21 protein-coding genes are annotated in these 25,731 nt (G+C 43.7%); 8 read left to right on the plus strand and 13 right to left on the minus strand.

The annotated features are described in order from the left end of the window. Positions 1-111: 111 nt before the first annotated feature. The 3 genes from G496_RS21075 to G496_RS0105720 form a co-directional block, all read right to left on the minus strand. Positions 112-267, minus strand: coding sequence for a hypothetical protein (locus G496_RS21075; RefSeq protein ID WP_156900601.1), 156 nt, complete (start codon positions 265-267; stop codon positions 112-114). Positions 268-351: 84 nt separating this feature from the next. Continuing rightward, positions 352-666: an SHOCT domain-containing protein gene (locus G496_RS0105715; RefSeq protein WP_051294859.1), complete on the minus strand. Its 315-nt coding sequence runs from the start codon at positions 664-666 to the stop codon at positions 352-354. A 73-nt stretch (positions 667-739) separates the two neighbouring features. Then, positions 740-1,195 carry a Spy/CpxP family protein refolding chaperone gene (locus G496_RS0105720; protein ID WP_027178436.1) on the minus strand — a complete coding sequence of 152 codons (456 nt, stop codon included), beginning with the start codon at positions 1,193-1,195 and terminating at the stop codon, positions 740-742. A gap of 240 nt (positions 1,196-1,435) precedes the next feature. Here G496_RS0105720 and G496_RS0105725 point away from each other — a divergent pair, with 240 nt between their 5' ends. Together G496_RS0105725 and G496_RS0105730 are read left to right on the plus strand one after the other, a co-directional pair. After that, positions 1,436-3,247 carry an ATP-binding protein gene (locus G496_RS0105725; protein WP_027178437.1) on the plus strand — a complete coding sequence of 604 codons (1,812 nt, stop codon included), beginning with the start codon at positions 1,436-1,438 and terminating at the stop codon, positions 3,245-3,247. Between the two features lies 1 nt (position 3,248). Continuing rightward, positions 3,249-4,631 (plus strand): sigma-54-dependent transcriptional regulator, encoded by a 1,383-nt coding sequence (locus G496_RS0105730; protein ID WP_027178438.1) that lies wholly within the window; start codon positions 3,249-3,251, stop codon positions 4,629-4,631. 119 nt (positions 4,632-4,750) lie between these two features. On the opposite strand, the gene G496_RS0105735 is transcribed toward G496_RS0105730, so the two are convergent. From G496_RS0105735 to G496_RS0105750, 4 genes are all read right to left on the minus strand, one after another. Next, the gene (locus tag G496_RS0105735; protein ID WP_034632523.1) at positions 4,751-5,326 is read right to left on the minus strand and encodes a tetratricopeptide repeat protein; all 576 of its coding nucleotides are present in this window, start codon (positions 5,324-5,326) and stop codon (positions 4,751-4,753) included. A gap of 354 nt (positions 5,327-5,680) precedes the next feature. After that, positions 5,681-7,288 (minus strand): efflux transporter outer membrane subunit, encoded by a 1,608-nt coding sequence (locus tag G496_RS0105740; protein WP_211233830.1) that lies wholly within the window; start codon positions 7,286-7,288, stop codon positions 5,681-5,683. Between the two features lie 28 nt (positions 7,289-7,316). Then, positions 7,317-10,433 carry an efflux RND transporter permease subunit gene (locus tag G496_RS18965; RefSeq protein WP_034632525.1) on the minus strand — a complete coding sequence of 1,039 codons (3,117 nt, stop codon included), beginning with the start codon at positions 10,431-10,433 and terminating at the stop codon, positions 7,317-7,319. 6 nt (positions 10,434-10,439) lie between these two features. After that, a complete protein-coding gene (locus G496_RS0105750) occupies positions 10,440-11,714 on the minus strand; it encodes an efflux RND transporter periplasmic adaptor subunit (RefSeq protein WP_027178441.1) in 1,275 nt (424 codons plus the stop codon). A gap of 117 nt (positions 11,715-11,831) precedes the next feature. Between G496_RS0105750 and G496_RS0105755 the strand changes: the two genes are divergently transcribed. Then, positions 11,832-12,479, plus strand: coding sequence for a TetR/AcrR family transcriptional regulator (locus tag G496_RS0105755; protein ID WP_027178442.1), 648 nt, complete (start codon positions 11,832-11,834; stop codon positions 12,477-12,479). A 554-nt stretch (positions 12,480-13,033) separates the two neighbouring features. Here G496_RS0105755 and G496_RS0105760 read toward each other — a convergent pair. Continuing rightward, positions 13,034-14,458 carry a sigma-54-dependent transcriptional regulator gene (locus tag G496_RS0105760; RefSeq protein ID WP_027178443.1) on the minus strand — a complete coding sequence of 475 codons (1,425 nt, stop codon included), beginning with the start codon at positions 14,456-14,458 and terminating at the stop codon, positions 13,034-13,036. Then, positions 14,451-16,346, minus strand: coding sequence for a PocR ligand-binding domain-containing protein (locus G496_RS0105765; protein ID WP_027178444.1), 1,896 nt, complete (start codon positions 16,344-16,346; stop codon positions 14,451-14,453). Before G496_RS0105765 ends, G496_RS0105760 begins: the two co-directional genes overlap by 8 nt. Positions 16,347-16,923: 577 nt before the next feature. On the opposite strand from G496_RS0105765, the gene G496_RS0105775 reads away from it, so the two are divergent. From G496_RS0105775 to G496_RS0105785, 3 genes are read left to right on the plus strand one after another with little or no spacing between them, the layout of a single operon-like run. Beyond that, on the plus strand, positions 16,924-17,328 hold the full coding sequence (locus G496_RS0105775) for a GlcG/HbpS family heme-binding protein (protein ID WP_027178445.1): 405 nt from the start codon (positions 16,924-16,926) through the stop codon (positions 17,326-17,328). Between the two features lie 44 nt (positions 17,329-17,372). Further along, positions 17,373-19,763 carry a glycyl radical protein gene (locus G496_RS0105780; RefSeq protein WP_034632528.1) on the plus strand — a complete coding sequence of 797 codons (2,391 nt, stop codon included), beginning with the start codon at positions 17,373-17,375 and terminating at the stop codon, positions 19,761-19,763. Between the two features lie 52 nt (positions 19,764-19,815). Beyond that, positions 19,816-20,781 carry a glycyl-radical enzyme activating protein gene (locus G496_RS0105785; RefSeq protein ID WP_027178447.1) on the plus strand — a complete coding sequence of 322 codons (966 nt, stop codon included), beginning with the start codon at positions 19,816-19,818 and terminating at the stop codon, positions 20,779-20,781. A 141-nt stretch (positions 20,782-20,922) separates the two neighbouring features. Here G496_RS0105785 and G496_RS0105790 read toward each other — a convergent pair whose 3' ends face one another. The 3 genes from G496_RS0105790 to G496_RS21555 form a co-directional block, all read right to left on the minus strand. After that, entirely contained in the window at positions 20,923-22,110 is a 1,188-nt protein-coding gene (locus tag G496_RS0105790) for a Bcr/CflA family efflux MFS transporter (protein WP_027178448.1), read from the minus strand. After that, a complete protein-coding gene (locus tag G496_RS0105795; RefSeq protein ID WP_027178449.1) occupies positions 22,100-22,618 on the minus strand; it encodes a MarR family transcriptional regulator in 519 nt (172 codons plus the stop codon). The genes G496_RS0105790 and G496_RS0105795 overlap by 11 nt, the downstream gene beginning before the upstream one ends. Positions 22,619-22,736: 118 nt before the next feature. Then, on the minus strand, positions 22,737-22,865 hold the full coding sequence (locus tag G496_RS21555) for a hypothetical protein (protein ID WP_281171256.1): 129 nt from the start codon (positions 22,863-22,865) through the stop codon (positions 22,737-22,739). A gap of 138 nt (positions 22,866-23,003) precedes the next feature. On the opposite strand from G496_RS21555, the gene G496_RS0105805 reads away from it, so the two are divergent. Then, a complete protein-coding gene (locus G496_RS0105805; RefSeq protein WP_051294860.1) occupies positions 23,004-23,561 on the plus strand; it encodes a C40 family peptidase in 558 nt (185 codons plus the stop codon). Between the two features lie 45 nt (positions 23,562-23,606). Here G496_RS0105805 and G496_RS0105810 read toward each other — a convergent pair whose 3' ends face one another. Continuing rightward, positions 23,607-24,017 (minus strand): septal ring lytic transglycosylase RlpA family protein, encoded by a 411-nt coding sequence (locus G496_RS0105810; protein WP_027178451.1) that lies wholly within the window; start codon positions 24,015-24,017, stop codon positions 23,607-23,609. Positions 24,018-24,242: 225 nt separating this feature from the next. Between G496_RS0105810 and G496_RS0105815 the strand changes: the two genes are divergently transcribed. Then, a complete protein-coding gene (locus tag G496_RS0105815) occupies positions 24,243-25,001 on the plus strand; it encodes an IclR family transcriptional regulator (RefSeq protein WP_027178452.1) in 759 nt (252 codons plus the stop codon). The last annotated feature ends 730 nt before the right edge of the window (positions 25,002-25,731 follow it).

The raw sequence follows: 25,731 nt of genomic DNA on the forward strand, positions 1-25,731 counted from the left end.
GGCCTTAATTAAGTTGTTTTAAATTTAAGGGCAGCACAGCAGGCTGTAAATAAAATCAATACTGAACCAAAAGCCCCTGCCATCAAGTAACTTGAAGGCAGGGGTAGATACTTATTTCTGTTTTTTATGAGAATATTTTCCCTTACTTAATTCAGTAAACCATTTTGCATAGAGCTTGGGAACATAGAGATAATTTTCCTGTAGATCAGTCTTTATATAATTTTCAAAAGACTTACGAGTTGCTTTGGAAAGATCAATATTGCTCATGATAACCCCCGGTTCAATGGCTAGATCCGGATCGGTTCAATTTTACTGCAAAAGGCTTTCATATTTTTAGTCTGATAATTTGTTTCAATTTCCGAGAATATCCTTTTTCCTGAGGTATTCTTCTTCACTGATATCACCTCTGGCAAACCTCTCTCTCAAAATCTCGCCTGTATCAACACGATTGCTGCGGCTTGTTCCTTCATTGCGCTGCACATTGTTATTATTCAGATTCTGAACCAGCTTAAAAATCAGATAAGCTACCAGAGCGATAATTAGAATATTAAAAATCAAGCCCACAAAACCTCCTCCACCCATGAGTCCACCGCCCATAAAACCGCCATGCATATAACCTCCCTGAAAACCGTTAGGACAAAATCCATTCCATCCGCCTGTAAACATATCTTCTCCGGATTTTATAATTTTGTGATTCAAATTCTACTCAGGGAGGGCTGCCCCTCCCTGAGTAAGATACTTACCTGCGCGGTCCGTAACCGGGGCAATTAAAGCCTGCACCGCGACCCATCGGCATAACTGGGAGGTTACTGCTTTCTGCCTTGTCAGCGAGCTGGGCTTCCTTTCTGCTGATATCTTCTGCAAGAGCTCTTACACGCTTGGAGTCAGGATTGGTTCCTGCCATGATAGCTCTCATTTCTGCCCGGTCACCGCGAAGCGAGGTGCGGAGATCACGAGTCTCCTTCATAAACTTCTTATACTCAGGGCTATTGTACATTGCCGCGTTAGAACCATTCATCATATATCCGCGACCATTACCATTCATCATATTTCCATGACCGTTGCCATTCATCATGTAGCCGTTGTGCATTCCCTGTCCGTGTCCCTGACCATGTCCCCATGCAAGAGCACTGTTTGAGTTAAAAGCAAAACCGGCTGCCAGAACCAATGCGAGTGCGATAAAGATCTTCTTCATTTTTTATCTCCATATTTTTTTAAGTTTGAACGCCTTTTGCATGGTATAAGGCAAGAGTGATGCCAAGCACTGTCTACACTATTTAATATACTGGAATAACATACTTTAATACAAGGAATAGCCTTTTAAACGATAAAGGAAAGCTTGCTTAAAAATTAAGCAGATGTTTAAAAAATAGACACACGTAAAAGACAATTGTCTAAAAATTAGACAACAGCTCTTTTGACTACCGAGAAAAAAATGAAGCAAAAAATAAAGTCATATCTGGGAAATGTTTCACCGTGGATAATTATCGGTGCCAGCGCGATACTGGTCGTGGTTATCCTTACTCTGGCTGTTATGAATTACAGCCACGGCAAAAAATACACGGTGAAAATATTAAGTGAAAAAGGAACCGCACTAATCAGATCTTTTGAAGCGGCAACAAGAACAGGAATGATGGGCTGGATGGGGCAGGAAGCAGACATTCAACGTCTCATTGACGAAACTTCCGAACTTCCAGACATTCTTTACATTACCATTGTGGACGAGAAAGGAATTGTGCTGGCCTCAAGCCATAAAAATCTTATCGGCAAAAAGCTTCTACCAGCTCTGGCGCTGAAAAGACTGAAAGCTTCAAATACTACCAAATGGCGGATAATCAGACCGGATAAAAGTGGAGCATTTGAAGTCTACAAAAATTTTACCCCTGTTAAATCAAATACTGTAAGCCACAACCAGAGAGAATCAATGCATCATATGGGCATGATGCGAGGACGCGGCAGGTGGGACCGAAACGGTTTTTTCCCCGGTCACAGATGGCAGTCAAACAAAAGCAATATTTCCTCTTCCCAAAATAAAAATATAATTTTCATCGGGATGGACCTCCAGCCTTTTAAAAAAGCTGTGAGTGAAGATATTTCAATGACCATGACAATGTCCGGGACTCTACTGCTGCTCGGGCTGGGTGGATTTGTGTCACTTTTCTGGATGAACAGCCACCTGCGATCCCGTAAACTTTTGCAGGACAGCAGAGCCATCACTGAGGAAATTGTTGAGAATCTCCCGGAAGCAATCATTGCCTGCTCACAACAGGGTGAAGTCATCTTTATCAACCCAGCGGCAAGACAAATGCTTGCCAGAGATGTTTTCAGGCCCGGCAGAACTGCAGCCGAAATTCTCCCTCAAAAGATTGTTGAACTTGGTGAAAAGGTCATGGGCGAAGGAACTCCCATAATAAACAGAGAGATGAACCTTAAGGCCCTTTCAAATCGGGAATTCCCGGTATCTATCAATATCAGCAGCATAGTAACTTCGGAGAATGAATCCATAGGGATGATGTACATGATCCGTGATATGACCGAAGTTCGCAGACTGCAAAACCGTATCCGCAAAGCCGATAAACTGGCAACTATCGGTCAGCTTGCAGCAGGAGTTGCCCACGAAGTCCGCAATCCGCTTAGTTCAATTAAAGGTTATGCAACTTACTTCGGTTCGCTTTTCCCTGAAGGCAGTGAAAACCGCAAAGCTTCCGAAGTGATGACTTCCGAGGTGGACAGGCTCAACAGAGTAATTTCCGAACTATTGGAAATGGCCAGACCAGCAGACCTGAAAATAAAAGAAACAGAGGTAGCCGCATTAATAGAATCCTCCCTGCGGCTTGTGAGACAGGAAGCCCAGTCAGCCTCGGTCAAAATTGAAACGCATCAGGACGGCAATGTATCAAAGGTAAAAGTCGATCCCGACCGTCTGGCACAGACCCTGATCAACCTCTATGTTAACGCAATTCAGGCTATGCCCGATGGTGGAACACTGAGTGTCTCCACAGAACAGAAGGACGATCAGCTTTTCATTGCGGTCAGTGATACAGGTCAGGGATTGCCGGAAGGCGATCTCGGCAGGATTTTCAACCCCTACTATACAACTAAACCATCCGGGACTGGCTTGGGGCTGGCAATCGTGCAAAAAATAGTTGAAGCACACGATGGCCGCATTGAAATTGAAAAAACAGGACCCGAGGGGACCACATTTAAAATAACCATTCCATTAACCACTGATAACAGGGAAAAATAAAATGGGTGCTGATATTCTTGTTGTTGACGATGACAAAGCTCATCTTTCCATGCTCTGCACAATCATCTCAGGATGGGGCCACAAACCATTCGGAGTTGAGGATGGTTCAGATGCAATACAAAGCGTCGCCGAAAATCCTTATGACGCAATCTTAATGGATGTCCGCATGGCTAAAGTCGGCGGAATAGAAGCTTTGAGCAGAATTAAAGAAATCAATCCTTCCATACCGGTAATTATTATGACGGCCTACTCTTCTGTAGATACCGCTGTGGAGGCTATGAAGATCGGTGCTTACGATTACCTGACTAAACCGCTAAATTTTGATGAATTAAAACTTACTCTTGAGCGCGCCCTTGAGCACATGAACCTGATTGAAGAAAATAAAAATCTTAAAGAAAGAATCTCCAAAGAAGGCGCTTCCGGTATTATAGGTCGGAGTGAGCCGGTAAAAAAACTGCTGGAAATGGTCAAAACAGTTGCCGAAACCGAGGCCACAGTGCTCATACTTGGAGAAAGTGGAACAGGAAAAGAACTCTTCGCCAAAGCCATACATTCCGAAAGCAACCGCAAAAACGCAAAACTGGTCACCGTCAACTGTGCAGCCCTGACGGATACACTGCTGGAGTCAGAACTTTTCGGTCACGAAAAAGGTTCTTTCACCGGGGCGGATAAAAAACGTGACGGCAGATTTGTTCAGGCCGATCACGGAACTCTTTTTCTCGATGAAGTCGGGGAGATTCCCATGCCGATGCAGTCCAAACTGCTCAGAGCATTGCAGGAAGGAGAAATTCAGCGGGTTGGAAGTGACGAAATTCTAAAGGTGGATGTGCGTATAATTGCAGCGACCAACAGGGATTTGCAGGAAGAAGCCCGCAAAGGAAATTTCAGGGAGGACCTCTACTACCGTTTGAATGTTGTCAGTTTAAAAATACCGGCACTGGCTGATCGCCCGGAGGATATTCCACTGCTGGCAAGTTTCTTTCTATCAAAATTTGCAGAACGCAACCGCAAGAAAATAAAAGGCTTTACTCCGGGAGCAATGGACAAACTCAACCACTATAAATGGCCCGGAAATGTCCGTGAACTTGAAAATGCTGTTGAACGTGCCGTTATCCTGACTGCCGGAGAATATATCTCTGAAAAAGACCTTCCACCGACAATAGTTGATGGTCTTGAAGATAATGAAAAACCGGCTGTAGAAGCTGGTAGTGAAGCTTCAAGCCATGTTGGAGGCAAACCCCTTTATGAGATAGAAAAAATAGCTATCCGCGAAACTCTTGCAGAAACGGGCTGGAATAAAAGTGAAGCCGCGAGGATACTAAATATTACCCGCACCACCCTTGATAACAAAATCAAAAAATACGGCATTGAATCTAAAAACTGACTATATTTTATTCAATTACGATTATTATGCATGATCAATAAAAAACGGCTCCCAAGTTAGCTTGAGAGCCGTTTTTCCCCACTTTAATTCAACGTCAAAGGGGACCTATATATTTATATTCAGGAGAGTTCCTGAATCATTTGTCTTAAAGGCTTACCGCTGGGAGTTCTGGCATCTGGATTCCGGTCCAGAAGCTGCTGCCAGCTTTTAATTGCGGCATCCTTATCATGGAGATCATAATAAAGAACAATACCTTTATTAAAATATGGAGTGTAGTTGTCTGCCGAAGCTTCTATTGCTTTATCAAAGCATTCTACGGCCAGCTTCGGGCGATCTGTACGGCGATACATAACGCCCAAATCAGTCAGCACATGCGAGTTTTCAGGTTCAATGGCCAGTGAAGCCTTATAGGCATCAATTGCTTCATAATGCTGTCCGCTATCAAAATAGAGGTCTCCAAGCTTTGCCCACAAGGCTGCTGATCCGGGTTCCTGCTCAACCCTTGCTTTAGCTTCGGAAATCCTGCCTGACATGTCATTACCTTTGCGACTTACTCTTTCTTCAGTGGAGCTGTCCTTTACCGCCGGAATAACCGCCACGCCAAAATAAAGGCCCACAACAAGGGCAATAACCACCGCCGAAACTATGGTAACAGTATTATTCTTACCTTTTACAGCTTTCCTGTTTTTCGCCACTCAACACTCCTGTAAAACTCATAATTTTTTGCACGATGCTGCACATTCTGCACAAATATGACTGCATGTTTTTGCACAAATATATCCCTACAAACTCAACTTATGGAACTAGATTAAGTTTTTATTACATTTCAGGACAAATTTAAAAGTGATCTTTAAAGTAGCAACACTCATGCCATACTAAAACGGAAGGATATTTCTTTTTAAATCATAACAAACTTAGCATAAGCTCAGATAATTTTACACGAGCACAACGACCTTTTTAAGTTCAGCATCCGCAATATCAATAAAAAACGGCCCGAATAAAACTCGGGCCGTTCTTACATTTTCTATTAGAAACAGTCTGATTCAGATTTATTTTTTCTTTTCAACACTGGCTTTTTCAGCTGAAACTTTTTTCAGCACGCCTTTCTCGTCAAACTCAAGAGGCTTGCCTGAATCCAGAGCTTTATCCCAGCCGCCGCCAAGAGCTTTTGCCAGCGAGATATAACTTTCGGTTATAGCTATTTTGCTCAACACGAAGTTATCCTCTGCTGAATACAATGACCGTTCGGAGTCAAGAACATCAAGAATTGCGATTGCACCGTTGCGGTAAAGCAGTCTTGAAAGCTTTGTTGCTTCACGGTAATTGCGTGCAGCTTTAGAAAGGCTTTTCAATTTTCTTTTGGCTCTGGACATTGCAATTGTATAATTTTCCACATCTTCAAGAGCTGAAAGGACTACGGCCTTGTATGCGTAATAAGACTGATCTCTTTGTGCAACAGCAATATCAACTCCGGCTTTAAGCTGTCCGCCATTGAAAATGGGGATGGTCAGCGTAGGTCCGATAGCCCAGCCTATGGTTGAAGAATCAAACACATTATCAAATTTGGTAGTTGAAGTGTTTATGCTGCCTGTCAATGAAATCGAAGGATAACGAAGAGCTTCCGCAGCCCCGATATTGGCAGTATATTCAGCGAGCTGACGTTCAGCCATACGAACATCAGGACGGTTCAAAAGTATATTGGCCGGAACACCTACGGGAAGTTCCCTTTTAGGAACAGGAATTGGTGCCGGTTCGTGCATTACTTTCAAAAGCGTTGCCGGTGGCTGGCCCAGCAAAATTCCCAACCTGTGAACAGCCTGATAATATGAGGTTTCAAAATCAGGTATATCCGCTTCAGTCGTGTTGACGTCAGCTTCCGCTCTATCCATATCAACAGCTGAGGAAGAACCGACGAGGAATTTCTCACGGGTCAATCTAGCTGTTTCACGCTGTGACGATGCTGTATTTCTAGCAAGAGCAATTCTGGTCTGATATCCTCTGGCTCGCACATAATTGATAGCAATATCACCTATAAGAGTGAGCAGAGTTGATCTCAGATCTTCATTTGCCGCATCAAGGCCGTATTTGGCACTTTCCAGTATACGTCTATTTTTACCAAAGAAATCCAGTTCCCAGCTGGCATCAAAGCCGGCCTGAAAAGTGGTAAAGTAGTTACTTTTACCATTCATAGACTGAGAAGATTTCTTACCGTACCCAGTCCTTATAGCTGAAGCCCCGCCATCAACCTGAGGCAGCAGCGAACCGCCAGCCTGACGGTATGTGCCTCTGGCTTCACGGACTCTGGCCTGAGCTGAAGCAACATCAAGATTGCCTTTAACGGCATCATCAATCAGCTTATCAAGGATGGGGTCTCCAAGTGAAGTCCACCATTTTTTGAGGTCTTCAAGCCGTGGTGACTCAACCGGTTCCGTAGCATTTTCAACTTCCGGATCAGTGGCATTGTCCAGCGACGTCTGAGTCGCATTCCACTGCCCGGGAAGATCCAGATGAGGTTGATGATAATCAGGTCCGACAGCACATCCGGACAGCATCAGAGCCATTACGGCACTGATCAGCAGAACTCCCGCAAATGAACGGGAAGAAGATTCCGATGAACTTTTTTTCATAACTGCTGAGCTTTTACCTTTAACTGACATTTTTTGTATTAACTCCGGTCTGCTACGACTAACCCGCATCAGGATGCTGAGGTTTGAATTTGAAAACTTTTCGCAGGGCAACATATAGCAATGGAATAAAAAATATACCAATGATAGTTGCCGAAATCATACCACCCATAACGCCGATACCGACGGAGTTCTGGGCTCCCGAGCCTGCACCGGATGCAACCGCAAGCGGCAGAACACCGAGTATGAAAGCAAACGAGGTCATAAGAATCGGACGCAGCCTCTGCTTTGCAGCCAGCAGGGTCGCTTCGAGAACACCCAGCCCGGCCTCCTGCTCGGCAACAGCAAATTCGATAATAAGAATAGCATTCTTTGCTGTCAGACCGATAGTAGTCAGCAACCCGACCTTAAAATAAACGTCGTTAGTCTGTCCAAAAAGAGTTGCCGCTGCAAGTGCTCCGAAAATACCGATCGGAACAGCTAGGATAACCGCAAACGGGATAGACCAGCTTTCATACAGTGCAGCCAGACACAGGAACACAACCAGCAGTGACAGGGCATACAATGGTCCTGACTGACTTCCTGATAATTTTTCCTGAGCTGATAGACCGGCCCACTGCAGGTTAAAGCCTCTGGGCAACTGGGAAACAATACTCTCCATTTTATTCATTGCGTCACCGGAACTTACTCCCGGAGCGGCTTCACCCTGAATTTCAACAGCGGATGCACCGTTGAACCTTTCAAGACGCGGAGAGTTATAGGCCCAGCGACCGGAAGCAAAAGAAGTAAACGGTACCATTGTTCCTGCGTTGTTACGCACATACCAGCGACCTACATCACTGGGCTGCATGCGGAACATGCTGTCTCCCTGAAGGTAAACGGGTTTTACGCGTCCCCTGTCAATGAAGTCGTTTACATAGTCACTACCCCATGCAGTGGAGAGTGTGGTATTGATATCCGAGAAATCAAGACCGAGCGCACTGGCTTTGGCCTCATTTACGTCAATATGATACTGTGGTTCATCTTCCTGCCCGTTAGGACGGGTATTCATCAGCAGAGGACTCTGTGCGGCCATGCCAAGCATCTGGTTTCTGACCTGCATGAGCTTTTCATGCCCTGCCCCATTGATATCCTGCAGATAAAAGTCAAAACCGTTTGAGTTACCGATACCATGAATAGCCGGAGGAGCAAGAGTAAAAATCATGGCTTCTTTCATCTGGGAAAATGCAGCCATTGATCTTCCGGCAACCGCCTGAGCAGACAGTCCGGGAGACTGACGCTCCTCAAAGGGTTTCAGGCGGATAAAAGCGATACCGACATTCTGTCCGGCTCCACTGAAACTGAAACCTACAGTGGTGAAGACACCTTCAACAGCATCTTTTTCTTTTGTTCTGAAATAATTACTGATGTTATCAAGAACTTCTATGGTCCGTTCCTGCGGAGCACCAACAGGAAGCTGTACCATTGAGAACAGAATACCCTGATCTTCCATAGGCAGGAAGGAACTGGGCAGTTTAACGAAAAGCCAGACCATGACACTGGCAAGAATCAGAAAGATAACCATGAAACGTCCGACTCTGCGGACAATCCACTCCGTACCGTTTCTGTATGCCAGAGTTCCGCGGTCGAAGACTCTGTTGAACCAGTTGAAAAATCTGTTTTTAGCCCCTGATTCAGCCGGGGTTTTAAGCAGTGTGGCACAAAGTGCAGGTGTCAGGATAAGTGCAACAAGCACGGAAAGAATCATCGCCGAAACAATGGTTACCGAAAACTGCCGGTAAATAACACCTACAGACCCACCGAAGAATGCCATAGGAATAAAAACTGCCGAAAGTACCGTCGCAATACCGACAAGAGCACCGGAAATTTCTTTCATTGACTTCCGCGTGGCCTCTTTCGGCGACAGTCCGTCTTCTTCCATAACACGCTCAACGTTTTCAACAACGACAATGGCGTCATCAACCAGCAGACCGATGGCCAGAACCATCGCGAACATGGTCAGAGTATTGAGCGAATATCCGGCTATTGACAGCACGGCGAAAGTTCCCAGCAAAACAACCGGAACAGCAATGGTCGGAATAAAAGTCGCCCTGATGTTCTGCAAAAAGAGCAGCATAACAATGAAGACCAGAATAATGGCTTCAATCAGGGTTTCAATAACATCATGGATAGAAAGTTTTACAAACGGGGTTGTGTCGTAAGGATATACAACGTCAACACCTTCTGGGAAAATCGGCTGGAGTTTCTGAAGAGCAGCTTCAACGGACTCAGCGGTCTTAATGGCGTTTGCCCCGGTTGCCAGCTGAATGGCAAGACCAGCAGCGGGTTTCCCGTTATATGTACCACTTGTAGTATAACTTTCAGCACCAAGCTCTACCCGGGCGACGTCTTTTATGCGCACCAGAGAACCGTCTTTAGCACTTTTAATAATTACATTACGAAACTGCTCAGGAGTCTGAAGTCTGCTTCTGGCGGTAATAGTAGCCTGAAACTGCTGTCCTTTATGGGCAGGCAGACCGCCGAGCTGTCCAGCTGAAATCTGGGTGTTCTGAGCTTCAACAGCTCTGGCAACGTCACCGGGCATAAGTGAATACTTGGCAAGCATATCAGGATTGAGCCAGACACGCATGGCATAAGCCGAAGCAAAAAGCCTTGTATCACCAACACCTTCAACACGTTTCAAAGTATCGTTCAATGAACTGTCTACAAAGTCAGCGATGTCAACAGATGACATTCTTCCGTCAGTTGAAACAAAACCTATAACCATCAGAAAGCTGGTTGAAGACTTGGTAACACTGAGTCCGTTTGTCTGAACAATATCAGGCAACTGGGCTGTAACCTGCTGCAGTTTATTCTGAACCTGCATCTGGGCTACATCGGAGTTTGCAGCGTTGGTGAAAGTAATTGATATTTCAGAACGACCTGTGGACTCTGATGTCGAGGTCATATAGTCAAGATTATCAAGTCCGGTCATGCCCTGTTCAATAACTTTGGTGACCGAGTTTTCAACAGTTTTCGCATCAGCACCGGGATAGGTACTGGTAATTCTGACCGTTGTCGGAGCAATGTCAGGATACTGCGATATAGATAGAGTATTCAGCGCCAGAAGTCCGGCAAGCATGATTACTATTGCTATGACCCATGCAAAGATGGGGCGATTAATAAAAAATTCGGACATGGGAGCCTATCCTTTATTTACTTGGGCTTTTACAGAGCCTTTAGCCGAAGAATCCATGTTTCCGGCCTGTTCCTTTGGTCTGATCTGTCCGGTTTCATCAATGACAACCATTTCTTTGGTTCTGACAGGTGCTCCGGCACTGATGAACTGCAATCCTTTAACGATTACCATGTCACCTTCATTCACACCGGATTCGACAAGCCAGTTATTGCCGAGGTCTCTGCGAACAGTAAGAGTTCTCTGTTCTACTTTACCTTCTTTATTAACGAACATGGCAATAGGCTCACCTCTGGTATTTCTGCTCACAGCCATCTGCGGAACAAGGAAAGCATCGGTAACAACACCTTCGGTGATAATAGCCCGCACATACATGCCGGGAAGAAGCAGACGATCCGGATTAGGGAATTCTGCCCTCATTATATATGTTCCGGTGTCTTCATCTACGTTAGCTTCCGCAAATTTAAGAATACCTTCAATGGGATACAGACTTCCGTTTTCAAGACGAAGTTTTACCTTTATAGCAGATCCTGATATCTGGATACGCCCGGAAGCGATTTCCTGTCTCAGGTTCAGAAAACTCGTGCTGGACTGGGTGAGGTCAACATTTATGGGATCGAGACAACGAATAGTTGTAAGTGGCGTCGCCTGATTAGCAGTCACAAGGGCACCCTGAGTAAGGGACGATTTTGCGATTCTGCCGCTTATAGGAGCCTTAATGTCAGTGTGATCAAGATTGATGCGGGCAGTCTGCCTTCTTGCCTTTGCAGAAGACACCGCTGCCTTGGCTGCTTCGTATGCGGCTTTAGCATCTTCATAGTCCTGTGAGCTGACCGCTTTGTGCTTTATGAGCTTTGCGTCACGCATAGCCTTGCTGCGGGCGCTTGGCAGTTCAGCCTCAGCCTGACGAAGCGCAGCCACGGCACTGTCATATTCGGCCTTGTATGTTGAGGGATCTATTTTATATAGAACGTCACCGGCCTTGACTTCACTTCCTTCGCGGAAGAGACGCTCCAGAATAATGCCGTCAACCTGCGGTCTAACGTCAGCAATGACTGATGCCGTTGTTCTGCCCGGCAGTTCAGCGGTGAGGTTTACAGGCTGCTTATGCAGTTTTATAACGCCCACTTCAACAGGCGGACGTTCAGTTTTTTTGTCTTCTTTTTTTTCGTCGCAACCTGCGAGGCCGCCTAAAACCATCAGGAATAACAAAGCTATAATTCCTGTCGTTACGGCCTTCCGCGACGACTTAGATCCATTCTTATAAATTTTGGTGATCTTCAATGTGATCCTCCTTGACCCTCGCAAGAGCATTAATTACGGTACTTGGCAGTACTCTTATTTGCCTCAAGCTTTGGTGTCAATACGGGCAATTGTAAAAAAATGTGAAAAGGAGTTAACATGAGCGACACAACTAAACATGCCAGACGCGGCCGTACCAAGGTGATGTCGGATGAAAAAAGACGGGCCGATATTGTTGCCAAAGCAGAAGAATTATTCATTCACAACGGGTATGGAAAGACTTCTACCGACGAAATTGCCGCACAATGCAAAATATCCAAGCAGACGCTATACAGACTCTTTCCGGGTAAAATAGACCTCTTCGCAGCGGTAGTGGAATCACACAGAATGCGCATGATTGACCTGAGCAGCGACTGCGATGAACTCCCCATAGAAGAAGCTCTGGCTAAAATTTTTATGATTGAACTTGATCAGCAGGCATATGAAATAAGGGCCTCCTTCATTCGCACGGCAAATACTGAATCCCTGCAGCACCCCAATCTGCGCGAAATTCTCAAAACACACGGCGGTATTAAAAACAGGATTCAATTAACTGAGTGGCTGGACCGGCAATGTGAACAAGGTAAACTGTCAATTGAGAATACTGCCAGCGCAGCACAAATGCTGATGGATATGCTTACAGGAGCAGTTATCTTTGACGCCATAGGTGGATTCAGCTGGGATAAAACTGAAAACCGTATTGCCCACTTCCGGCAGTGTATCTCACTTTTTCTTAGCGGTGCCCTTCCCGGCAGGGATCAGGACTAAAATCCAGTCACTCTGAGATTCTTTGCATCATTAAAAAACATATCAATTTTAGAAGGACTTACAGCAACAACTGTACACAAAGAACCAATTCTTTATTCATTTAGAATATAAATAAAATTTAATTTTATCAAGGCGATATTTTTTAGCACAAGAATAAATTCAGTGCAGATTTTAACGTATTTTAACATTTTCTTAATAAATGAATATCAACAACATTTTTCTACACAGCACATCTGTTTGATAAAATTCCATTTTTACAAAAACAGCAGACAACTTATGGCATATTCAGCACATACTGTTTCCAGTGTTATTTTATAATTATGGTTTACAACTTTAACATTATCAATTTTTAGCTGACATATTAACGATTTTAAAAGGGATATGTTATATATAAAAATAACAGTACTTATTTAATATACTAAATTTAAAAGAAATATAGACCTTCACCATTAATTAGCGCACATACTGTTACGATTGATTGATATCCTTTTTACATGCTCCCTATTCTGCAATCGTAAATTCAAGCTGCCACTAAACATTCATATAATGGATGTTTATCCCTGCTCCACATTTTTTTTCTTACAGTATTTGCTGACGGCCTGTCTGCTGACACCTATCAGCTGAGCAGCAGAAGATTGATTGCCATCTGTCCTTCTAAGTGCTTCATCAAAAAGTTCCGAGCGGACTTCCTGCAATGTCGGCAGCCTGTTCCCAAAAGTTATATTTTCCACAGACGAGGACTGACCAAAAGCATTTCCGTTACTTTCAGTAACTCCGAGCAGATTTTTAAAGTGCTCCGGTTTAAGTATACCATCCCCGCACAGACTTGCCGCATCATGCACCATGTGCTGCAATTCCCGAATATTTCCGGGGAAAGAGTAATCGCTTAAAAAAGATGCAATATCATGTACATAAGCCTTGAAGTCCATTCCTGTATCAGCCCTAGTCTCTTCCACGAAATATGAAATCAGAAGCGGCAGATCCTCCATTCTGTTTCTTAACGGCGGAATCTGGATGATATGCCCGCGCAGCCTGAAAAAAAGATCTTTCCTGAATTTACCACTCTCCTGCATCTCACTTATGGGCTTGTGGGTAGCAGCAACAATTCTTGCACTTGAACGTTTAGCCATATCCGAGCCTATGGGCATGAACTCTTTTTCCTGCAAAAGCCGCAAAAGCTTCGTCTGGGAAACCTGGCTCATATCGCCGATTTCATCCAGAAAAAGGGTTCCGTTGCTGGCTTTCTCCACCAGCCCGATTCGCGATTCACTTGCTCCGGTAAAAGCCCCTTTTTTATGACCGAACATAGTATCTGAAAGAATATTATCATCCAGACCGGCAACATTAACAGGCACAAATCGTCCCTTGCGTCCACTGGCTTTGTGGACAGCCCGGGCGATAAGCTCCTTGCCAACCCCTGATTCCCCGGTAATAAGGACAGCTCTTGAGGTTTCTGATATTGCTTCAATATATTTGAATATAGATATCATATCCTTATGAGAGCTGATTATTTCACTGAAAAGCTCGGGCCTGTCCGGACCATCCTTGAAAAATCTCTGCCGTAATGAAGTATTTTCCTGCCGCAGTTCAAAAATTTCTATGGCATGCCTGATCCCGGCAATCAGGGTATTTCTGTCCTCGGTTTTCACAATAAAATCAAATGCGCCCTTACGGATACAGTTGACCACCGACTTAATTTCATTAAGCCCGGAAATAACCAGCACAGGTAATTCAGGAAACTCTTCCACTATCCGGGGGATGAGGTCTTCGCCGGAGACATTAGGCATCATAAGGTCTATGGCAACGGCACAGAACATGCGGGAGCCAAGAGTTTCCATGACTTTTGTTCCATCATTTAAAAGAACAACATTATCTATGCCCTGAGATTTTAAGGTTGCTCTGAAGCTGTGCAGCCATGAATCTTCATCATCAACCAGCAGCAAAGGATATCTTGGTGTCAGTCCTGATGATTTATGCATCCTTTTCCCCTTCCCCTGTTACAGGAATTGAAAATCTTGCCACTGTTCCACCGCCCGGATTTGCCGTAAATACCAGCTCTCCACCATGTTCCTGAACAATTGATGAAGATACAGACAATCCAAGTCCCGTCCCACCGCAGTTCCGTTTAGTAGTAAAAAAAGGATCCATTATTTTTTTCAAATGCTCTTCTTTTATCCCTATCCCTTCATCACAGACAATTATGTCAATTTTATTTTCTTCTTCAACATAACGGGAGGAGAGATAGATTCCCTGACTGCGGTCAGTTAGAGCTTCACAGGAATTAACAAGCAGATTTATCAGCACCTGTGAAAGTCGCTGCGAGTTTCCGCGCACTGGAGGCAGGTTGTCAGCAAGATCAATTTTAAATTTCTGCGTGGTTTTGCTGATCATATTTTCTAAAAGCCGCAACGAATTTTTAATAACACTGTCGAGATCAACATCCCACATAAGTTCACCGGGCTGGAGTCTGGAATAATCCTTGAGACTGTTGACTATGCCGCTTATGCGCGTAGCCCCCTCACGCATTCTGGACAGCAGATCGGGCATGAAACTCCTTAGTTCCGAGTACTCAAGCCCTCCGGCAAGGAATTCTCCATTCTCATGATAATAATCTTCAAGCACAGGTGAAATATCCGCCCAGATTTCATCCATTAACGGGAGGTTAAGGGTCATAAAACTGTTCGGGTTATTAATTTCATGCGCCATACCGGAGACAAGAATTCCCAGTGAAACCATTTTATCAGCCTGAATCAGCTGTTGCTCTTTTTCTTTGGCCTGTCGCTCGGATTCAACTCTTTCAGTAATATCGCGAATAGCGCAGACACTTACCTTTTCTCCCTGAAATATAATTTCACGCTGCTGAATTTCGCAAATCAGTTCTTTACCGTCACGGTTGCGAAAGTTGGCGTCAAAGCGGGATTTACGATTTTCAGAAGTGTATTCACGAACCAGATTCCTGTAATCAGGAGTGGCCAGATCTTCAATTCTAAGCCCTGAAAAATCCTCCTGATTATAGCCGAAAACCCTCTGCCCGGCTTTATTGGAAGTAAGGATTTCTCCTTCATGATGGAAAAAAATTGCTTCAAAAGTAGACTGTGCAAGCTGGCGGAATCTTTCCTCACTCTCTCTTAGAGCCGCTTCCGCAACGTGCCTTCTTTCAATAGCCTGAGCCTGAAGAAAATTTTTACGGGCCAGAATAGAAAGCTGATTAGCAATAAGACATAATGCGTTGCAGACGTTTAAAAACTGCTCGCGGGACATCACCGGGACTTCACTCAAAGCATCCATAAACACATCTTCATCCACGCCGATTTCACGGGCGTAGGATTTGATCCGCTCATCGTCCTGCGGCGGACAGCGAACCTGTCCCACTATCCAGTTGGCAATGTGGCGGTCACCAACATAAAAACTGGTACCTCCGTCCCATAATCCACCACTTAGACAGGGCCGAGTTATCGGCTCCAGAGGACTTTTGGTTCCGAAAGAAGCATCAGAGCGCATACAATTTTTCAAGCCCTTGGGAGTCCTGCGGATAAGGTCCCGGCATAACCGGCAGAACCTGCTGGGTTTTGTAATAGGACGGCCGTCAAGATCGGTTATGATTGACGCGACGTTGGTTGCTTCTGAAAATGCGTCCTGAATTTTCTGCAAGGCCTCAACATCAAAGTAATCCTCAAAGCGGTACTCTTCTTCACTTTTACTAAGTCCGTCCCAACTGTTTTTTACCGAACATCTGCCGCCCAGATTTCCACAAAGTGACTGTGAAGCCTCAAGTTCCTCTATCCTTCCACGCAGCAGATTAATCTCTTCAAGAAAATCTTCCGGCAACTGCGCCGTGTTATTTGAAAAAACTTTTTCTGAATCCATTTTTAGCTTTATACTCTAAACATGTTTTTAATGTTGAAATATGCGAAATAACAATTGTGCGGTACAAAAAATGCCCAACAAATATCTTTACCGGTTATTAAAGCACAAAAAATATCTTTTTATTATTTTAGCACAACACAATGAATTGAACTACATTCTTATAGCAATACATATTTTTTAGACAAAGCACTAAGATTATAGCCCCATAATGACACACATCACATTTCTTAAAGTCTATAAAGCATAGAGCTGACAACTTTAGCATGAAAGATGTCAACTAAAGTAACATCCTGTAAAAATCCTTACACTGTCTGTGATTTGCAGCCGAACACCTGATTTTAATGTCTCACCTTGTCAACCAGGGGTGACAAATCAAAATTAAGGAACAATAAAAAAATCTCTCTTTACTATTTAACATATTAAAATATCAAATATTATTATCTCTGGCACAATTTTCTCTTAATGTATTGAGCAAGGGGAATTCCTGTTTATCTGAGTCTGCCCGGACCAGAGCAAGACTGTCGACATGGACCCAGAATAACCACGGATATTCCTTGAAAAATTCAGGAGGACCCAAATGCCGGTGAATACTAAAACTGCACTGCATATGATTGCCGCAGCTGAAAAAAAAGCAAAAGAAATCGGAGTTCCCATGGTCATCGCGGTAGTTGATCAGGGAGCTAATCTAGTAGCCCATGTACGCCAGAATGACGCTCTGCTGGCCAGCATTGATCTGTCACTCAACAAGGCTTTTACCGCTGTGGCGGTAAAAATGCCCACCGCAACTCTGGGTTCAATTTCACAGCCGGGTGAACAGCTTTATGGAATCCAGCATTCAAACAATGGAAGGATTGTAATTTTCGGAGGAGGTCTGCCTATTGAAGAAGATGGTAAAATAATAGGTGCAATAGGTGTCAGCGGAGGAAGTGTGGAAGAGGACACGGCTTGTGCCGAAGCCGGCCTTGCAGCTTATTACAAATAAAAGAACAGGATTTAAATAAACCATTAAGAATAAGGAATGGAACAATGACCAAAAACAAACCAGGTGTTGAAATCCCGAAGAGTGTTGGAGCGTCTGAACGTATCAAAAAAATTCTGGACCGTTTTCTTAATACCTCTCCGGCTATATGCGCTGAGCGCGCTGTTCTCATTACTGAAGCCTATAAGGAAACTGAAGGACAGCCCATGCCCGTGCGCAGAGCCAAAGCTCTGGAAAAGATCCTGTCCAACATGTCAATTTTTATTCAGGATGATGAGGTTATTGTCGGAAACCAATGTTCCATGCCCAGATCAGCTCCAATATTTCCTGAATTTTCCTGCAAATGGGTTGAAGCTGAACTTGACCGTCTTGAAAAACGTACAGCTGACGTGTTCCTTATCTCCGAAGATGTAAAAACAAAACTGCGTGACGCATTTTCTTACTGGGATGGTAAAACAGTAAACGAGATTGCCTCTAATCTCATGCCTCCAGAATCTCTTGAAGCTCATAATGAGGTTGTCTACACGGTTGGAAACTATTTTTATAATGGTGTGGGACACATCTCAGCCAACTACGAAAAAGTCCTGACCAAAGGTCTTAATTCCATAATTGCTCAAGCTGAAGAGCGGCTTGCTGAAATAGATTTTTCAGATTCATCACAGCTTAATAAAATGCATTTCCTGAAGTCTGTCATCATCTCCAACAAAGCGGTTATCGCCTTTGCTGAAAGATTCGCAGTTCTTGCTGAAAAGATGGCTACAGCAAGTGAAGACTCGGAACGCAAAGCCGAGCTTATGGAAATAGCCCGCATCTGCCGCAAGGTTCCTGCTGAACCTGCTGAAACATTTCAGGAAGCTCTTCAGTCATTCTGGTTTATCCATCTTGTCATCCAGATTGAATCCAACGGACATTCAATTTCACCAATGCGTTTCGACCAGTACATGAATCCATTCCTTAAAATGGACAACATTACCGTTGAAAAAGCGCAGGAACTTCTTGATATGCTCTGGATCAAGTTCTCTGAACTGAACAAGGTCCGTGACGAAGATTCGACCATGGCTTTTGCCGGATACCCCATGTTTATGAACCTGATAGTGGGAGGACAGAAACGTGACGGATCCGATGCAACCAACGCTATGTCCTATCTTATCCTTCAGGCCAGTGCCAACACCAAGCTTTACGCTCCATCTCTTTCCATACGCATCCATGAAGGCACTCCTGATCCGCTCTACCACAAAGCAGCCGAACTGAGCCGTATGGGTCTTGGATACCCGGCATACTACAATGACAGAGTCATTGTTCCGGCTCTGCTTGCACGCGGTCTGGAACGTGAAGATGCCCGCGATTACGGCATCATCGGCTGTGTTGAACCACAGGTTGGCGGAAAGACAGAAGGCTGGCACGATGCAGCATTCTACAATATGGCTAAAATCATTGAACTAAGCCTCAATGACGGAGTGGATCAGAGAACCGGAAAGCAGCTCGGACCTAAGACAGGTAATATAGATTCATTCAAATCATTTGACGATGTGATGGAAGCATACAAAACGCAGACTGCATACTTTGTAAAACTCATGGCAGCAGCAGACAACGCTGTTGATATGTCACATGCAAAACACTGCCCGCTGCCTTTCCTGTCGTCACTTGTTGATGACTGCATCTCAGAAGGTCTTTCACTTCAGGAAGGTGGAGCACATTACAACTTTACCGGCCCGCAGGGAGTTGGAGTTGCCAACGCAGGTGATTCACTGAGTGCTATCAAAAAGCTTGTATTTGAAGATAAAGCTATAACTCTGGAACAACTTCATGATGCACTGGCCAAGAACTTTGAAGGAATGGAAGATCTGCGCCAGATGCTTATCAACCGTGCGCCCAAATATGGTAATGATGATGATTTCGCAGATGAGATCGCAAGGGAAGCAGCTCTTGCATACTGCAATGAAGTCAACAAATATACCAATCCCCGTGGCGGCAAGTTCCAGCCGGGACTCTATCCGGCATCAGCCAATGTGCCTTTAGGCTCTGTTGTAATGGCAACCCCTGACGGCAGAAAAGCATGGACTCCGCTTGCAGACGGCGTTTCACCTATCTCCGGATATGATTCCTGCGGTCCTACGGCATCAGTTCTTTCTGTCGCCAAGCTGGATCACGAAATTGCATCCAACGGAACACTGCTTAACCAGAAATTCCATCCCTCTGCTCTTGAAGGTGAAAAAGGACTGGATAACCTTAAAGCGGTTACTGAGACTTACTTCCAGAACGGTGGATTCCATGTCCAGTATAACGTCATCAGCCGTGATACATTGCTGGATGCTCAGGCAAACCCTGAAAAATACAAAGGTCTTGTAGTTCGCGTTGCCGGCTACAGCGCATTTTATACAGCCCTTGATAAATCACTCCAGGATGACATTCTGGCCCGTACTGAACAAACATTCTAAGACTTCAGGCCCCGGTCGCGCAGACCGGGGCCGTTCATAACAGGACCAAATAATGAGATGGAAAGAACGCCAGCACAGATTCAGCCTAGAGGATAAAAACAAAGCCCCGCTTACAGGTCTTGTTTTCGATATTCAACGTTTTGCAGTTCATGACGGTGGAGGTATCCGCACTCTTGTTTTTCTCAAAGGATGCCCCTTGAGATGCCAATGGTGTCAAAACCCTGAGTCCATGAGTCTAAAACCTGAAATAATGCGCGTTCCCCATCACTGTATAGGATGCGTAAAATGTGCGACTCTCTGCCCGGAAAATGCGATAACTATCCATGAAGATTTCAAAGTTGAAATAGACAGGGATAAATGCACATACTGTGGTGAATGCATTGAAAAATGTTACGCTGGCTCCATGACCATTGTCGGCCGTTACATGACTGTTGCCGAAGTGATGGAAGAAGTCGAGAGAGACCGCCTTTTTTACCAAAACTCCAATGGCGGGATAACATTCTCCGGCGGAGAACCCACCATGCAACCCGAATTTTTGATCGAAGCTCTGAAAGAGGCCCGTAAACGCGGACTTCATACAGCTATTGAAAGTTGCGCTATGTGCCCCGAGGAAACTTTTTCCAAAGTACTCGATCATGTGGATCTTCTGCTGACGGACATCAAGCATATGGATTCGGCAAGTCACGAGAAGCTGACCGGAGCCCCGAACAGGCAGATTCTCAACAATATCAGCATGGCAGCTCAAAAGGGCATAGACATCAGAATAAGAATCCCGCTTATTCCGGGCAAAAATGACTCGGAGGAGAACATTAAAGCTACAGCTGAGTTTGTCGAATCTCTGGGAAACAGTGTGCAGGGACTTGATATTCTTCCGTATCACAGGCTGGGAGAACCAAAATGGGAGCAACTTGACCGGGATTACCCTCTAAAGGGAGTCAACCCTCCTGACAGAGAACACGTGCTCTACCTGAAAGATCTGGTCAAACCCCATTGCCCTAATGTATCGGTGGGAGGATAAAGGAAAAATAAAGATAAAATCTTCATAATTCCTTTATGTTAAAAGCCTTCGTGATTTAAAATTACGAAGGCTTTTTTAAATTAAAAAAGGCCCTGTAGTTTATCACTGTGGGGCCTGATCTTAATACAAAATAATAAATACCTATTTTCTTACAAATGACCTGTTCCGCAGCAGGAGCCACGAAATACAGCAGGCCGCACCGATAAAGATCATCATAATCCCAAGCACGGGTATTGGATTTTCAGTTGCCAGTGAAATCAGATACATTCCGATACTTCCCAGAAACAGCGCAGTAAAATTTATGAGAGATGCAGCAGAGCCGGTATCCCCATCCTGCTGAGATAATAGGATGTTCGCAGATGGAGGGCGCATCATGCTTACACCTATGGTGCAGACAAACATTATCGCAGCAAAAAAAATCGGCGATTTTGGCCCGAACAACTCCAGAAGAATCCCGCAGATCAGCATCATACTCAGGCTGACGGTGATAATTGTTCTGCTGTTAACAAATTTTGATAAGCGCATGAAAAGCAACGGGCCTATTAATGAACCCACGGCGTTGAATCCAAAATACAATCCGTATTCCTGTTCATTCATACCGAAACCGTTGATGTAAATAAAAGCGGATGAAGCAATAAAAGCAAGCAGCGGCAGATGAACAATGGAAAAATTCAACAGGAGCGATGAAAAACCGGGGTTTTTAAGAACTATTCCCAACCTGCCGAGTGAATGCAGGACAGACCCTTCATAACGTGTGGCAAGTGTTTCATCCAGAAAGGATGACATCAGGGCTGCCACGCAGGCAAAAAAAGTCAGAAACCAGAAAATAGAACGCCATGAAAGGAATTTAAAAATAAATGCACCCAGAACAGGAGCAATCACCGGGGCAACAACAACCATTGCCATGACAACAGCAAGAACCCGCTCACGTTTCCTGCCACTGTACAAATCTTTAACCATGGCCGTCGCAACGGCTTCTGCTGCTCCACCTCCAAACGCCTGAAAAATTCTTGAAACAATCAACATCTCGACGTTTACAGCCATAGCGCAGCCGGCACTTCCTGCAATATACAGCAACAACCCACTCATCAGTATAGGCTTACGCCCGTACTTTTCACTGACAGGTCCCCAGAAAAGTATTCCGAACGAGAAAAAAATTAAAAAGAGGCTTAAGCTGAGATTTACGGCACTCTGGCTGGCATTAAGAGCACCCATCATGTGTGGCAGAGCAGGAAGATAGAGATCTGTGGATAATGGTGGAAAAGCTCCAAGTACGGCGAGCATGAAGACGATTGTCCGGTCACTGAAAAAATGCTGCTTACCGTTCATTACAGACTCCGTACTTTCCCTCAGGTTCGTAAGAATCGCCATTTTTAAGTCTGTCTGTGAGCACGGAACGTAAAGAATTCATTACTTCATACCACTTTTCAACAGTTTCAACGCCCATCTCCTCTGTTATAGAACCGAACCATTTTATCAACTCAGCATGCACGTATGAAATATGCTGCTCAAGAGCAGGACTGACTTTAACCAGAATTTCACGCCTGTTATCAGGATTCATTTCACGTTCTACCGTACCGGCCTGAACCATTCGCTCCACCAGAGCTGAAGCCGAAGCTTTTGACAGACGCATGGCTGTTGCAAATTCTTTGAGGGAACATGGTTCAATGTTGCGTAGCAGTAATGCAGCGCGTATATGATATGGAGTGACATTATCGAATATATCGGCAGCCATTCCAGATTTGATTTTCTTTAAAACAACTGACTCTATATAATCTTTGAGCAACCCGTCTGTTTTGACGATGAGATCTATCTTATGATTTAAATTTTCTTCCACACTGACACCTTATTAATTGTATAAAAGCGGCTTGGACAGAATTATTCTCGTGCGGATAAATTGTCAATATAGTATACAGTTAATGATATTGACTTTTATAAAGAAGAAAATTGAAATATTAAGAACAGCCCCTTACACAACCGGGAAGAAATTTTTTAAAGTCAGGACCTGAAATTTCCATGAAGCAGCCCATAACTATATAATCGACCATAATCACCGTCAGCAGGACGGATATATTGTAATCCATTTGCCGGACAGACAATCCCCGCTTTTTACTGTAGTTTAAAGCTCAAATATCCACAAAGAGCCATAAGTCAGCCCGGTTATAGAGATAAAAAAGACAGCGTAGTCATAGTTGGTAACACATTTACTTTTGAGGGAGTCCATGACTGATCAGAGTTCAATTGAAAAGGTCGCAACAGCAAATAGCTGGTCTCAGTTCTGCTTTTTGACGCTGACTATTCTTATACTCATGTCTTCCAGCGGGTGCGCATCTAAATCTGTACGCCCTGAACTGCCAATAAAAGGTACTGGAAAAACTGAAAGCTTCAGTTCAGGCCAGCTTCACCATAAAAAAGCAGCTGCAATAGTTTCAACAGCGCGCTCTCTGATAGGCATCCCTTACAAATGGGGAGGTAATTCACCAAAGACAGGTTTCGATTGCTCCGGATTCGCATGGTACGTTTACAATAAAAATGGAATCAATCTACCCAGAATGACTTCTGCTCAGATAAGCACCGGAAAACGAGTCAAAGGTGCTATTAATGCAGGCGACCTTATCTTTTACAAAGTAACCAAAAAAGGAAAATCTTTACATGTTGGCATAGCCACAGGAGAAAAAACATTTGTGCATTCTCCAAGTTCCGGGAAATCAGTCAGAGAATCTTCAATGAACAATCCATATTGGGTAAAACATTTTATCAGTGCCAGAAGGATATTTTAAGCTTTTGGCAGTTCAAAAGTTTAAAGCACCATAATCCTGCAAGGGTTACGGCCCAACCTTTTCTATACGAACATTAATTATACCGGATCTGGTATTACCTATCGCAGCAAAAGCTGATTTTGATAAATCTATTAAAATCCTTTTAGAGTATGGTCCACGATCATTTACTCTTACGATTACACTTTTATTATTTTTAATATTTGTAATCTTTAATCTTGTTCCGAATGGTAAACTTCTATGTGCAGCAGTTTTTTTATTTTGATCAAAAACTTCTCCACTTGCTGTTTTTCTACCCTGAAATTTATCTGCATAATAAGATGCTTTTCCTGATGCATATATATCACTATGATATTCTATATACTCATCTATATTCACATTATCACTTTGATTATTCGCTGTTGAACATCCAGAAAAGATCATAAGAATACAAATATAAAATAAAAATATAATTTTCAAAGCATACTCCTTTTGTTTTGTAGACAATTCCGGTTTACGCGATACCTATAATAATATCAACGCATTTAATAGTTATATAAAATATTGATTTAGAAGAATATTTTAAAATGTAATTTCTTTTATGACTTTTTTTTCACAAATTGGGATTGACAGCTTTTTGTTCTGGCGGTATCGCTATATTATTAAAAACGTCGTTCGACAATGTCGAACAAAAAGAGGGGCTAAATGTCAGAAGGTAGAATAATTCAATCCGTTGCGAGAGCACTAAACATTCTGGAGCTGTTCGAAAGATCATCTTCAGATCTCAGTGTAACTGAAATCGCAAATAAATTGGATTTAAGCAAAAGCACTGCCTACGGACTGATTAGCACTCTGGCTCATAAAGGATACCTTGAGCAGAACCCCAGAGACTCCAGATATTCGCTTGGCCTGAAACTTTTAAGACTTGGTGGAGCTGTTCAGCGCCACAGCCTTATTGTACGAAAGGCCCAGCGCTATATGGAAAAACTGGTTCAGGAGTTTTCAGAAACAGTTCATTTGACTGTGGAAAGAAACGGCATGGTCGTCTACATAGCTAAAATTCATGGCGAAAAGGCAATATTCATGCAATCTGCTGTTGGAGCTGAAAATCCCATGTATTGCACCGCTGTCGGCAAGTGCCTGCTGGCCTTTATGGATGAATCCAAACGTGAACGCATCCTCAGGCAGATGGGTCCCCTTGAAAGACGAGGTCCTAATACGATCACTGATATGGATGAAATGCGTAAAGAGCTGAAATCCATAAGTGAAAAAGGAATCAGTATCGATGATGAGGAACATGTACCGGGTTTAATGTGCATTGCTGCACCGGTACGCAATTATGATGGTGAAGTTATCGCTGCGATCAGTATTTCCGGGGCTAAAGCCGGAATCTCTTCCAAAATGCTGGCAACAATTTCTGAGCGAATCACTCAGATTGCGCAGCAGATAAGTTCTGAATTGTAATTTTTTTCATATATAATGTGAACTCTGTGCGATAATATAGAACAACTTGAGTTACATTATAAGTCACTTTCATTTACAAGTGGCGCAATTGATATAAGGGCTTGCTTTCTCAATTTATACGGACAAAGTGCGATAATGGCGCACACGTTGAAAGCCTTTATATTAATGTTGACGAAACAATTTTTCTTCGACTCTGAATAAAGCCCTTATAGCAATTATTCCATTGTCGATTTGTGGCAGACCAATATTGAATATGACCAGTTGTCTGTCATTATTATAATTTTTTCTCTTTTGGTGTGAACGAAATACGATATTGTCGCACACAAGCCAACAAACGAAGAACTTATCACAAGCTGTTAACTTAAAGGTGGAAGCTGTTAAATTCTTCAAAACAGAATAATAAAGGGAGGAAAGACAGTTAATAGTTGCCGGCAGTTTTAAATTACTGTTCGAGCATAAGATATACAACAGAGGGTTACCGGATTAAACCCGGTAAAAGGGCGGCGGAGTTACCGCTTAATATTTAAAAGCACACTAACAGAGAAAAAATCCTGCTTAAGCCACATGCAGGATAAAAGATGGTTATTATCCGTCAGGGGTAACAAAGATGGTGATAGCCATAAGAAGTCTTTGCCAAAGCACCCAGTTAACCTGCCAGAAGACTGAATGTGCGCATTGATTTGAGTAAAATCTCTTGTAGAGGAATGAAACGTGTTAACACCGGAAATCA

Source organism: Maridesulfovibrio bastinii DSM 16055 (assembly GCF_000429985.1).
Classification (GTDB): domain Bacteria; phylum Desulfobacterota; class Desulfovibrionia; order Desulfovibrionales; family Desulfovibrionaceae; genus Maridesulfovibrio; species Maridesulfovibrio bastinii.